Annotated in this window: 11 protein-coding genes; 1 reads left to right on the top strand and 10 read right to left on the bottom strand. The window is 37.6% G+C overall.

Annotated elements, in window-relative coordinates; all coding sequences use genetic code 11:
* Nucleotides 1–108: 108 nt before the first annotated feature.
* From putP to hutP, 10 genes are all read right to left on the bottom strand, one after another.
* Nucleotides 109–1,587, bottom strand: coding sequence for a sodium/proline symporter PutP (putP, locus tag Q9B79_RS00630; RefSeq protein ID WP_306182215.1), 1,479 nt, complete (start codon nt 1,585–1,587; stop codon nt 109–111).
* Between the two features lie 300 nt (nt 1,588–1,887).
* Entirely contained in the window at nt 1,888–2,376 is a 489-nt protein-coding gene (locus tag Q9B79_RS00625) for a cytochrome c biogenesis protein CcdC (protein WP_306182214.1), read from the bottom strand.
* 110 nt (nt 2,377–2,486) lie between these two features.
* Entirely contained in the window at nt 2,487–4,061 is a 1,575-nt protein-coding gene (locus Q9B79_RS00620) for an FMN-binding glutamate synthase family protein (RefSeq protein ID WP_306182213.1), read from the bottom strand.
* A 66-nt stretch (nt 4,062–4,127) separates the two neighbouring features.
* Nucleotides 4,128–5,255, bottom strand: a complete 1,128-nt coding sequence (locus tag Q9B79_RS00615) for an alkene reductase (RefSeq protein ID WP_306182211.1) — start codon at nt 5,253–5,255, stop codon at nt 4,128–4,130.
* A 713-nt stretch (nt 5,256–5,968) separates the two neighbouring features.
* Nucleotides 5,969–6,430: a CarD family transcriptional regulator gene (locus Q9B79_RS00610; protein WP_170957695.1), complete on the bottom strand. Its 462-nt coding sequence runs from the start codon at nt 6,428–6,430 to the stop codon at nt 5,969–5,971.
* A 282-nt stretch (nt 6,431–6,712) separates the two neighbouring features.
* Complete coding sequence (gene hutG / locus Q9B79_RS00605; RefSeq protein WP_306182210.1) at nt 6,713–7,684, bottom strand: formimidoylglutamase; 972 nt, start codon at nt 7,682–7,684, stop codon at nt 6,713–6,715.
* Complete coding sequence (hutI, locus tag Q9B79_RS00600) at nt 7,663–8,934, bottom strand: imidazolonepropionase (RefSeq protein ID WP_000887557.1); 1,272 nt, start codon at nt 8,932–8,934, stop codon at nt 7,663–7,665. Before hutI ends, hutG begins: the two co-directional genes overlap by 22 nt.
* Nucleotides 8,935–8,946: 12 nt before the next feature.
* Nucleotides 8,947–10,605 (bottom strand): urocanate hydratase, encoded by a 1,659-nt coding sequence (hutU, locus tag Q9B79_RS00595; protein ID WP_306182209.1) that lies wholly within the window; start codon nt 10,603–10,605, stop codon nt 8,947–8,949.
* Nucleotides 10,606–10,628: 23 nt separating this feature from the next.
* Entirely contained in the window at nt 10,629–12,146 is a 1,518-nt protein-coding gene (gene hutH / locus Q9B79_RS00590; RefSeq protein ID WP_306182208.1) for a histidine ammonia-lyase, read from the bottom strand.
* A 105-nt stretch (nt 12,147–12,251) separates the two neighbouring features.
* A complete protein-coding gene (hutP, locus tag Q9B79_RS00585; protein ID WP_306182207.1) occupies nt 12,252–12,692 on the bottom strand; it encodes a histidine utilization transcription antiterminator HutP in 441 nt (146 codons plus the stop codon).
* Between the two features lie 194 nt (nt 12,693–12,886).
* Here hutP and Q9B79_RS00580 point away from each other — a divergent pair, with 194 nt between their 5' ends.
* Complete coding sequence (locus Q9B79_RS00580; protein ID WP_306182206.1) at nt 12,887–13,834, top strand: class I SAM-dependent methyltransferase; 948 nt, start codon at nt 12,887–12,889, stop codon at nt 13,832–13,834.
* Nucleotides 13,835–13,842: the final 8 nt, after the last annotated feature.

The following is a 13,842-nucleotide window of genomic DNA, read 5'->3' as shown; positions in this document are numbered from 1 at the left end:
CTATCCCCACCTAAGTTCTTTACTTTCGCTGAATTTTGAGGTGGGGATCTTACTGCCCATTAAAGAGGGATAAAAAGAGAGTAAACTGGCGTTTACTCTCTTCGCTAATTATTTCGTTTCCTCTTCCAGCACTGCTTCCATCTCAGTAAATTCACGATGAATTGCTTTCACAGGTTCTTTCGTTACTAAACTTACAACAATAACAGCTAATAAGCTACAGAAGAATCCAGGTACCATTTCATACATAGTCGCTTTTAAACTTGGTATTTGTACCCAAGTAATTACAACTACTGCACCTACAATCATCCCAGCAAGAACGCCCCATTTGTTCGTTCTCTTCCAATATAAACTTAATAAAATTGCTGGTCCGAATGCTGAACCAAATCCTGCCCAAGCATAACCGACAAGTGTTAAAATTGTATCACTTGGATGATACGCTAAAACAACTGCAATTATAGCTACTACTAATACTGACAGTCTACCGATAAATACAAGTTCTTTATCACTTGCGTTACGACGGAAAAATGTTTTATAGAAATCTTCCGTTACAGCACTTGAAATAACGAGTAATTGCGAGGAAATACTACTCATAATCGAAGCCAAAATAGCTGATAGTAAAAACCCAGTGATGTACGGATGGAATAGAATATTTGAGAATGTTACAAAGACCATTTCTGGGTCTTGTAATGTCGCATTATTTTTAGTGTAATAAGCAATACCAATTAAACCAGTAAGCATTGCGCCTATAATTGAAATCGTCATCCAACCGATACCGATTCTACGAGAAGTTTTTAAATCTTTAATAGAGGTAATTGCCATAAAGCGGACAATAATATGCGGTTGACCAAAATACCCAAGACCCCATGCTAAAAATGAAATAATACCAAGAATTGTAGTCCCTTTAAACATATCTAAACGCGATGCATCAACTTGCTTAATTGTATTGAATGTTTCTGTTACACCGCCTACATCTGTAAAAGCAACAATTGGTACTAATACAAGAGCAATAAACATAATACACCCTTGCACAAAGTCGGTCCAACTTACTGCTAAAAAACCACCGAATAGTGTATAAGCAACTACGACACCGACAGTTACAAATAAACCAATCTTATAATCAAGGTTGAAAGAATTTTCAAACAAACGTCCACCTGATACTAAACCAGCCGACGCATAAAATGTGAAAAATACTAAAATGACGATAGCGGAGACAAAACGAAGTATTTTCGTACGATCTTTAAATCGATTCTCTAAAAAGTCTGGAATCGTAATTGAATCATTAGCCACTTCTGTATACGTTCGCAAACGCGGGGCAAGAATTAAATAGTTTGCATACGCACCTATTAATAAACCTATCGCAATCCATACACTTGATAACCCTGTCGCATACATCGCACCAGGTAATCCCATTAGCATCCAACCACTCATGTCAGAAGCACCAGCTGATAAAGCTGTAACTGCTGGACCGAGTCCCCTTCCGCCTAACATATAATCTGATAAATCGGATGTCTTCTTATAAGACCAATAACCGATGTACAACATACCTGCCATATAAATAGCAAGCGAAACCATAATCTCAATCTTCACCAAATCTCTCCCTTAGTTACATAAGCCATTCAAAATTTCGAAAAATGACTTTTTCTATTTTCTTGTTTTCGCTTATGGTTCCCTACCTTACCAAACATTTTTTGTTCTTTCAAGTGAACAAGCACTTTTTACTACATGTAAAAACCTTTATAAACGCCTTTATCCCAGTGGATTACCCGGGTTTCAAAAGAAATTAAAGTAAAAATATTCAGAAAATAAAACAGTGTGTTTTTTCACATCTTATTTTTATTTTTCATCCGAAAAATTTTAAAAGAAAAAAGCCATACGAATGTATGACTTTTAACTTATTGGCATCGCAGATTGCTCTTTCTCTACATATACTTTACGAAATTTCATATAGCACCCAATACGCCAAGGTACTATATAACAAACGGCAAGAGTATAGAAAAGAATGCCGATTGACTTTGGATCTAAACCTTGTAAATGTCTTCTAAAATACGCACGTAAAAGTACAATAATTAAAAATGTAGCAATAAAAGCAATACTTTTTCTTGCATAAATTTGACCATCTTCTCTCACTTCATATCCAGTTAAAATAATAAGTGGAATTGATAATAACAGTCCAATCCCAGCAGCTATCCCAATTTGCCAACTAGCAAGTTGTATCGGTGCCGCATATAAAGAAAAACCTGGCAATAAAAAGAATAATGGAAATAATAGTCGTCTTCCTTTATTTTTAATTGGTCGATTCATAGAACGCATACGTCCAAATATAACGAGCCCTATGACGAGTAAAAAAATTGTAATACTGTACGAACCTTGATCCAAGCGAATCTCTCCCTAAAAATAGTCATTTTTAAAAACCTTTTCCATTATACTCTTAATATTTTCTAAATAATATGATTATCCCTTCAAAAACTTACATCTAAAATATTTTTTTAGTTTTGATTTATTGTTGGAAACAATTCCGAAAGAGAAACTACCCGCCCCATCTCATCCTTAAACACAATATGTTCTCTAGTTAAATGTCGCGGACTCTTTACTCCCGCTGCCGATGCAAGTGAAAACAAACTATATCTCATGCTAACAACGTAATTCATTACGCGCCATTTCTTCTCATACGGATCTAGCGCTTTTTGATAGTGCGGGTTCGTCGTGGCAACCCCAGATGGACATTGTCCGGAATTACATTGAAGCGCCATTATACAGCCACTTGCCATCATAAATCCGCGTGCTGAATTTACGGCATCTGCTCCAATTGCTAAAGCAATCGCCACTTTATCTGGTGTAATTAATTTCCCCGAAGCAAACACTTTGAATTTGTCCCGAACACCATAATGATTCGCTGTATCAATACAAGTTAGCAATGCTGGGATAAGCGGCATCCCCATACTATCTGCCATTGATTTATACGTTGCTCCTGATCCACCTTCTGAACCATCAATTGTAATGAAATCTGGATAGATGTTTAACTCTTGCATCGTTTTGAATAGATCTTCCAACGGCTCCTGCTGCCCAATTACAATTTTCATACCGACTGGTTTACCGCCGTTTTCTTGCAAACGCTGAATAAAATAAAGTGTATCTGCTGCATTATTTAAAAATGAAAATCGATTCGGTGAATTAATTGTCTCGCCTTCTCGTACGTTCCGGACAGAAGCAATCTTTTCATTTACTTTTTGTCCTTCTAGATGACCACCACGTATTTTCGCACCTTGCCCAAACTTCAATTCGAATGCTTTAATATTACTTTCTTTCGCTTTCTCCATAAATTTCTCCATTGAAAACTTACCATCCTCATCACGGTATCCAAATAATCCTGGACCAATTTGCGCAACGATATTTGCACCTGTATGTAAATGTTCAGGTATTACACCACCTTCTCCCGTATTAATCCATGAACCGCCAGCCATCTTCGCCCCAAACCCACTCGCTAAAATATAATTTTCTCCAATCGCACCGTAAGACGTTGCTGATGCGCCAAACATACCATACAGTTTCCATGGATATTTACAATTTTCACCGACGATAATTGCATCGTCTTCTTCATATAACCAAAGATTCGTTGTATCCGCTGTCAATTTTTCTCTTCGTGAAAATAGCCCTTCTTTATGAATCACATACTTTTTCCCTTCACGTTCTTGCGTTACATTCACACTTAATTCATCTGTTAATATTGGAAATAATGTATTAGCTATATAATAGCCAGATGCATCAAAATCTCGCTTTGATCCAAAACCGAGTATTTCAGAACGGTACTTTGCTAGAAACATTACACTTTGAAAATCATAGCGTGAAAAAGGTTTTCCGTCCGTATCATGATCAAACCAATATTGCCTAAATTCCGGCCCTATCTTTTCAAGTAAATAGCGCATTCTCCCTAAGTATGGATGCAGCTTTAATATAGAATGATGCGTCCGTTTTTTTATGAAAAATGTAATAATAAAAAAAATGATTAATAGCAGCATCAATAAGAGCAATATACTAATAATAACGAGTAGCGTTTCACTCATCCCGCTTCCTCCTATGAAATCCATAATAAAAGGAGAACACCTGATGTGTTCTCCTTTTATCTTTATTCAAATTAATGTAGCAAGATGCTCTTTCGCATCATATTCAACTAAACTTTCAGCATTTTTAATTCGATGAACAAAATCTGGATTAGCAATTAACGGTCTTCCGAATGCCGCTACATCAATTGTTCCTTCTTGCAACGCTTCTTCAGCTTCTTTCGGATTTAAATTCCCTACTCCCACAATCGTACCATCCCAATATTTTCTTACTAATTGATGAAAATTCTTTCCGTCAGCAATAACTGCCGTATAATCCATCGTTGAAGGATGAATCATCGTTAATCCAACTTCTTTGAACATATTTACAAAGGTTTCAATTGCAAATTCAGGATTTTCCCACATATAAGTAGGATTATCACCTTTGAAAGCAGAGAAGCGAAGAAGTGTTTTATCAGCTCCAACGGCTTCTATTACAGCCTCAGTTACTTCTTTCATAAACGTTAATCTTTCCTTTAAGTTACCGCCGTATTTATCAGTACGCTTATTTGCAAACTCATAAGTAAATTGATCAATTAAATATCCGTGTGCACCGTGAATTTCTACTCCATCAAATCCAGCTTCGATCGCATTCTTCGCAGCTTGTGCGTATTGACCGATCACTTCTTGTATTTCTTCTAACGTCATTGCTTCTGGCGTATCAAACGGTTTACGAAAACGTGGAACATTTCCTTCTGCAGCAATAGCAGATGGTGCTTGCGGCATTTGCCCACCAATTATTTCGTGATGACTCATACGTCCAACATGCCATATTTGAGCAATAATCGTTCCGCCTTCTTTATGTACTGCCTCTGTAACAGGCTTCCACGAATCAATTTGTTCTTGTGTATAAATTCCTGGTACTCCCGGATTTCCTTTTGCTCTTGGGCTAATAACGATTCCCTCTGTAATAATGAATCCAACTCCATCAGCTGCACGCTTTCTATAATACTCAACTACATCAGTACCAACGACTCCCGTTTCATGATTCGCGAAACATCTCGTCATCGGTGCCATTGCTATACGATTACGAAGAGACCAGGATCCAATTTGAATCGGATTAAACAACTTCGTTTCTTCAATGTTTTCAAAAGATCCCCAAGCGTTTATATTTGTTCCTTCATAAATACTTGCTGCTTTATTATTTGAACTTGTCATTTTTCTTCCCCCCTAAAAATATTCTTACTATAATCGCATCATACTTACTTTTAAATAGTAACGTCAATTTATACGCTTTAAACACAAAACATTCGAATATCAAACAAATAGAATGCTATAAAGTGAAACTTTAATCAGCCCTCACCAATCGGGCTTTTACGGGCAGCCCGACCCCCACCTAACTTCTTTGCTTCCGCTGAATTTTGAGGTGGGGTCTTACTGCCCGGCAAATAGCGGGATAAATACACTAAAAAAGGTTTCCTTAGTAGGAAACCTTTTTTAGTTGACCATATATGGGTATCAATTTCTTTATCTCTTTTATATAAAGAATTATTATCTCTTCACATATAAAAAATTCCTTATCAATAGAAGTGGAAATGGTTCAGTATTCTTCTAAAAATAATAACTTATAAACCTAAAACAATGAAAGCCCTACCTCTCTTTCATCCTTACGGCTCCTCGTCCGTGCCAGTGTGAATCAGGATTGCAAAAATCAAGTAACTATTCTATCGAAGTGTTTAATTAAACTTCGAACATTCGTAAAAGAATTAAAAAATAAAAATGGATTTGATTGTAGTAATAACAAAAGAGGTTAATGCTCAAAAAGTGGTTTAAAAGAGTTGAATGTCTTTGAAATGATTGATTGTCTATAATTTTGTTCCCAAAAAATTCAAAATCTTTTTTGGGATGCAATACATTATTTGTAATAAACCTTAACAAAAGCTTTTTATTTGATTTTCTGTGATACCTTCAATTAATCCTAGTTCACTAATCAAAAATTCATGTGCGTTATCTAACATTTTCTTTTCGCTTGCATTAAGTGCTTTTTCTTTCTGTATACGCATTAAATCACGCACAACTTCAGCACCTTCTTGCATTTTACCCGTTTTTATTTTATCAGTGTTCAATTTATACCTTTGTTTCCACGTAAGTAATCTATCTGATTCTCCATGTTGAAAAATATCTATTATGTGTATTAATGCCGTGATATCCGTTACTGGTCGTATATTTGAACTCAATATTTTCCCTTCAGGAATCATTATTTCCATATTACTAGCCGACATTTTTATAACATAATATTGTTGTTTTTCCCCTGCGATTTCCTTCTCTTCTATGGCTTTAATTATACCTGCTCCTTGCATTGGATAAACAATGTTATCGCCAATTTGAAACAAATAATCCACCTCCATATATGGTAACCTTCTCAATCTTAACATACATTCGTTTTTTTAGCAAAATTTTTATTTTATCATAAAATTATTTTTAGTGTCAATCCTTTCAAACTCAAAAAATAAACTCGGAAAATATCACTTAAAACCCACAATCTTCTTAACTTTCCCGCACATATATACACTCTAATTTCGCTTTCTCTTTTCACATAAAAACACATTACTACCTATGAGTAGTAATGTGTTTTTTTATACGAAATCGGTAAAAATTCTCTATTAACTTCACGCCTATATACTAACCTGCTTCCGGACTGTTTCTCTCGCTAAAAGAAAACTCATAATCACTTGCGCAGCTACTCGGCTAGTCATATCCCTAAAATCAAGGGTTGGATCGATTTCTACAATATCCATACCTTGCACAAGCGGTTCTTTACCAAGGAATTCAATCGCCTCAAGTAAAGTCATACTGTCCATTCCGCCAGGGCCAATTGCTGGACAACCTGGTGCGAACACTTGATCTAATACGTCCATATCAAGAGAAATGTAAATTGAAGTCACGCCTTGCTTTCTTAAAACTTCAATACTTTCCGTCATAATATCTTTTATTTCTCGTTCTCGTACATCTTTCATTGTATACACTGTCACACCATGTTCTTTTGCATATTCATGGTACGCTCGTGCATTTGAAAAATTACGAATACCGATTTGAACAAGCTGTTTTCCTGTAATGACACCATTTTCTAGTAAACTACGGAACGGTGTACCATTTGACGGACCACCATCATCTAAATTACGTAAATCATGATGGGCATCAAATTGAATAATACCGACCTTCCCTTTACTGTTTGCAAATCCTGTTATACTCGGAAAACTAATGGAATGATCACCGCCAAGGACGATTGGTATCATGTTCGGATTTACTTTCGTTACATGACCAACTGTTTTCGCAATTCGGTTATGACTCTCTTTTATATCCGTTACATGCATCGTAATATCGCCGCAATCATATAAGACACTTTCTTTCATATCATGTTCTTCTGTAATTGCGTACGTGCTATATGCATCTAACATCGCACGAATTGTTTTTGGAGCAAAACTTGCTCCTGAATGACTAATAGATGGTTTAGAAAGTGGTGCTCCAATTAAGGCTGCACCGAATATTTCTACACCTTCCTCCCAATCTTTAATCATCTCACTCCATTTCGTCACTTCACGATCAATAAACTTTGCATTTTTCTTTAAATAGTGGCCGTGCTCCACGATTGTTCACCTCTTGTATATGCGATATTACCATTCTTCCATACTGTATTTACATGACTTACGCCGTAATGATACGGTACGTAAGCATAATTGTACGCATCCCATAAAACTAAATCTGCCTTACGACCAACTCTAATTTTCCCAGCTACATCGCCTCGATTAATAGCATAAGAAGAGTTAACTGTTACCGCGTTCCAAACTTCTTCTGGTGTCATTTTCAGCTTTAACATTGCGATGCTCATAATAAGCTGAATGTTTTCAGTTGGACAGCTACCTGGGTTAAAGTCTGTAGCTAACGCAACTGCAACACCTTCATCGATCATTTTACGACCGCGGGCAAAGCTTTCTTTATTTAAATAGAAAGTTGTTCCTGGTAATAAAGTGGCTACTGTATTAGAGTTTGCAAGCATTTCAATTCCTTTATCAGAAGCACCAACTAAATGGTCGGCTGATGCTGCACCAATTTCAGCCGCTGCTTCCGCACCACCAAGAGGATCAATTTCATCTGCATGAATTTTCACGTCAAAGCCAAGCTCTTTTGCTTTTAATAAAAACTCTTTCGACTCTTCAACAGAGAACACGCCTGTTTCGCAGAAAATATCAACGAATTCAGCTAATTGCTTCTCCTTCATTTCTGGTAGTAGGTCTAACATCCATTGTAAAAATTCTTTCGATCTACCTTTATACTCTTTCGGAACTGCATGAGCACCTAAAAATGTAGAAACTAAATCGATTGGATGCTCTTTTTGTAATTGTGCAGTTGCCTCTAATTGTTTCCATTCTGTCTCGTCATCTAATCCGTAACCACTCTTCGCTTCTACAGTTGTAACTCCGAAAGATAGCATACGGTCTAAATGGAATTTCGCTTTTTGAACAAGTTCTTCTTTCGACGCCTGTTTCGTTGCATTTACAGTTGAAAGAATGCCTCCGCCTTGTTCTAAAATTTCTAAGTACGGAACTCCTTGTAGTTTTAGTGCGATTTCATTTTCACGAGATCCACCAAATACAAGGTGAGTATGCGGGTCAACAAGACCAGGAGAAACCATTTTTCCGCCGCAATCAATAACTTCTTTCGCTTGTAATCCTTTCGCTTCTTCTGCTGTTCCAACGAAAGTAATTACACCATTTTCAATTCCAACTACACCGTTTTCGATAACAGGAAGCGTGTTCATCGCTTCTCGTCTTAACAAGCCATCTTCTTGATCCATTGTTAGTAATTGACCGATATTTATTAGTAAAGTGTCCAGCATGTTTTCTCCTCCTTATTTCATCATTGGAATGTTAACGCCTTTTTCTTTCGCAGTTTCCACAGCTAAGTCATATCCTGCATCCACGTGACGAACAACACCCATACCAGGGTCAGAAGTTAATACGCGCTCAATACGTTTTGCTGCTGCTTCCGTTCCATCTGCAACGATAACCATTCCAGCGTGAAGTGAGTATCCCATACCAACGCCGCCACCGTGGTGAACAGATACCCAGCTTGCACCGTTCACACTGTTAATTAATGCATTTAAAATTGGCCAATCTGCTACTGCATCACTACCGTCTTTCATCGCTTCTGTTTCACGGTTTGGAGATGCTACTGATCCGCAATCTAAATGGTCACGACCGATAACGATCGGTGCTGATAATTCACCATTTGCAACCATTTCATTAATGATACGACCAAATTTCGCACGCTCACCGTAACCAAGCCAACAAATACGTGACGGAAGACCTTGGAACTCAACTTGCTGACGTGCCATACGAATCCAGTTACACAAATGTTCATTGTCAGCAAACTCACGTAAAATTACTTCGTCTGTTTTATAAATATCTTCTGGATCACCAGAAAGTGCTACCCAGCGGAATGGTCCTTTTCCTTCACAGAATAATGGACGGATAAATGCTGGAACGAATCCTGGGAAATCGAATGCATTTTTCAAACCTTCATCGAAAGCAACTTGGCGAATGTTATTTCCATAATCAAATGTAATTGCACCTTTTGTTTGCATAGCAAGCATTGCTTCCACATGTTTTGTCATGCTCTCTTTTGATAATTGTACGTAGCGCTCTGGATCTTCTTCACGAAGTTTTGCTGCTTCTTCTAACGTGTAACCTACTGGAATATAACCGTTTAATGGATCATGAGCAGATGTTTGATCTGTAACTAAATCTGGCGTAATATTACGCTTCACTAGCTCTGGTAAAATTTCTGCCGCATTTCCTAATAAACCAATAGAAATCGGTTCTTCCTTCTCTTTATACTCGTTCGCAACCGTTAACGCTTCTTCTAACGATTCTGTATACATATCACAGTATCTCTTTTCAATACGACGATCAATGCTGCGCTTATCAACATCAATAGCAATGACAACACCGCCGTTCATCGTTACAGCAAGAGGTTGTGCACCACCCATACCACCTAAACCAGCAGTAAGTGTTAATGTACCTTTTAATGAACCACCGAAATGTTGACGTGCAGCTTCACCAAATGTTTCATATGTTCCTTGTAAAATACCTTGTGTTCCGATGTAAATCCAGCTACCTGCCGTCATTTGTCCGTACATCATAAGACCTTTTTTCTCTAGTTCACGGAAGTGATCCCAGTTCGCCCACTTCGGTACTAAGTTTGAGTTTGCTAACAAAACGCGTGGCGCATCTTCATGTGATTTAAAAATAGCAACTGGTTTCCCTGATTGAACAAGTAATGTTTCATCGCTTTCTAACGTTTTTAATGAATCTACAATCGCCTGATAGCTTTCCCAGTTACGAGCTGCACGGCCAATTCCGCCATATACAACTAATTCTTCTGGTTTTTCAGCAACTTCAGGATCTAAATTGTTCATTAACATACGAAGTGCAGCTTCTTGTACCCACCCTTTCGTTTGTAACTCAGTACCTCTTGGCGCGCGAATTGTTTGTTTTACTTTTTCCATTTCAATCTCTCCCTTTTCTCATTTTATAGTGCTGCGTTTACATCTAATCTTTCTTTTATCGAATAATTTGTTTTTAACCAATACGCAATATTTTCAATATCCGTTGAGAATATGCGGTCATTTGTAATCGAAGGTACTTGCTCACGACCTTGATGGTAGAAGCTCTTCGTCACTGTACTCATGTTTTCAATACCGCGATATTCTGCCGCTTGCATCGCACAAATCATTTCAATTGAAAGAACACGTCTTACATTTTGAATAATTTGATGTGCATGGCGTGAGGCGATTGTTCCCATACTTACGTGATCTTCTTGGTTAGCTGATGACGGGATTGAATCAACACTCGCCGGATGTGCTAACGTTTTATTTTCAGAAACTAATGACGCTGCTGCATATTGCATAATCATCGCACCAGACTGAAGTCCTGGTTCTGGACTTAAAAACGGCGGTAAATCATTTAATTGCGGATTTACTAAACGTTCAATACGACGCTCTGAAATATTTGCAAGTTCCGCCATTCCTACTTTTAAGAAATCCATCGCAAACGCAATCGGTTGACCATGGAAATTCCCACCCGAAATTACTTTTTCTCCGCCATCAAAGATTAGTGGATTATCTGTTGCTGCATTCATTTCAATTTCTAATTTTTCTTTCACATAATTTAAAACTTGCCAAGAAGCACCGTGTACTTGCGGAATACAGCGAAGTGAATATGCATCCTGTACACGTAGTTCTCCTTGTTTTGTTGTTAATTTACTATCATGAAGGATGTCACGAATTCTGCTCGCTACTTCCACTTGCTCTTTATAGCCACGTGCTTTATGAACATTTTCATCAAATGCATCAATAATGCCTTGTAACCCCTCAATTGTCATCGAAGCAATGAATTCAGCTTGATATGCCGTTGCCTCCGCTTCTATATAAGAAAGAACCCCTTGCGCTGTCATCGCCTGCGTACCATTGATTAATGCAAGCCCTTCTTTCGCTTCAAGTTCAATCGGCTCAAGACCTTCTTCTGTAAGAGCCACCATCGCATGAACGCGTTTTCCTTTATAGAACACTTCACCTTCGCCTAATAATACGAGCGCAAGATGAGATAAAGGCGCTAAATCGCCACTCGCACCAAGTGAACCTTGCTGCGGAACGACTGGGTGAATTTTACGATTTACAAACTCAAGAAGCATATTTACAACAAGCGGTCTAACGCCAGATACGCCTTTAAGCATCGTGTTAGCTCGTAAAATTAACATGCCGCGTGATACTTCTTCAGGGAACGGATCGCCTATCCCACATGCATGTGACTGAATTAAATTGTGTTGAAGTGCCTTTACATCATCTTTTTGAATAAGCACGTCACTGAACTTTCCAAATCCAGTTGTAATACCGTAAACGACTTTTCCGTCTTCTACAATTTTCTCAACTACTTCGCGGCACTCCGCCACCTTTTGCATACTATTTGGACAAGCTGTTACACCTTCTCCTTCAAGTAATAACCTCTTCATTTCTTCAATTGTCAATGTGTGTCCTGTTAACGTAATCATTCTTTTTTCCTCCTTAAAAAGGCAAAAGGGGACCTTATCTTTTTTAAGACAGACTTCTGTCCTAAAAAAGTAAGGCCCCCTTCTAACTAATAGACTATGGGCAAATCATATGTGATTAATTCCTAAACCAATCGCCTCATGCTCAGATCCTTTTACAGGTGCACCAATCGTTCCATATAATGCAACAGCAACCCATTCGCCTTCTTTTTTTCCGTCGTATGGTGTACCGCGCACAATCGCAAAGCGAAGTCCTACTGTACGAAGAACGTCTGCTAACTGAATTTGACCTCTCGTCACTCCGTACAAAGCTTCCATAATTGCATGATAAAGTGCATGTGTTTCTCTGTAAACGTCTGTTTCAATAACTTTGGTGCTCTTAGCCGCTGTTTCCATTGCTGCTACAACTTTTTGCGAATTCATCGAACCCACTTTCCCCGTACAATACTTCCAACCTTTTGGAATAGATAATACAGGGCTTTCATTCTCATCCGCAAGTGCCAACAACATGGCCATACGACCAATTCGATGTGTTCCTTGAAGAAGCATGTGACTCTCTCATTTCTTTTAATTATTTGAATATTTCTTAATTTAAGAATATATGAAAACGGTTAAATCGTCAATAGTTTAAACTCACATTCAAACATTTTTTTCATCTTCTCTATTTGTGTACACAAATGATTTACACAAATTTTTCAGGCGTGCTATAGTCTCACTAACAGATGCAAAGGGGCGATATTTCAATGACGAAGCGAAAAGATATTCATTTTCGAATTGAAGAAAAATTACTTGAAAGGTTTGAATCTGCACTTCTTTACGAAGGTTTAAAGAAAACTGACGTATTAACGCACGCGATTCAGCAATTTTGTACGAAAGTGGAATACGAAAAGATGAATGATGTAAAACGCCAATATAACGTAAGTAACCATTTACAGACACGTATCGATACACATAAACATTATGAAGAAAAACATGTGAATTTAGATGAAGTCGTCATAGATCATTTACAACTTCAAGGAGACGAAAAAATATTAGAGGTTGGGTGCGCTAACGGAAATTTTCTTTCCCTTTTACAAACTAACGGTCATACAGGACATTTAACAGGTTTGGATCAATCGAAAACGATGCTTTCTGAAGCTACAAAAAAGAATAGCATAATTGAATGGAGGCTAGGTGACGCCGGTAAACTTCCTTTCGAAGCTAATTGCTACGACTGGATCGTCGCAAGACATATGTTATACCACATGAAAGATGTTGAAAAAACAGTCCAAGGGTTCCATAAAGTAATACGTCCTGGAGGCTCACTTTTAGCTACAACAAATTCTGACGTTACATTATCTCGTATAGTTGAAATGTGTAACCGCATGTTAGACGCATTTGATTTACCGAAAACAACATCTTCAGTCACGCCATTTTGTTTGGAAAATGGTAAAGAGATATTACAGTCTGTTTTTCCAACTGTTGAAGAAGCAGTTATTCATAATGCTCTCGTTTTTCATCATGCTACTCCAATTGTAAACTATATTTCTAGCATGTTTCCATCGCTAAATATACCTGATAATACACATCTTCACGCCGAAATGAAGGAATGGCTAAAAGAAGAAGTAGAAAATGAATTGTCACTTCATAACGGTATATGGCGCGATCCGAAAACGTTAGCCATTTACCGATGTCAAAAAGAAAAAAGCTAGCATTAGCT

The organism is Bacillus sp. MHSD_36, assembly GCF_030757775.1.
Lineage (GTDB): Bacteria > Bacillota > Bacilli > Bacillales > Bacillaceae_G > Bacillus_A.
Note: the sequence above shows the minus strand (reverse complement) of the source record. Positions and strands in the feature narration are given on the sequence as shown.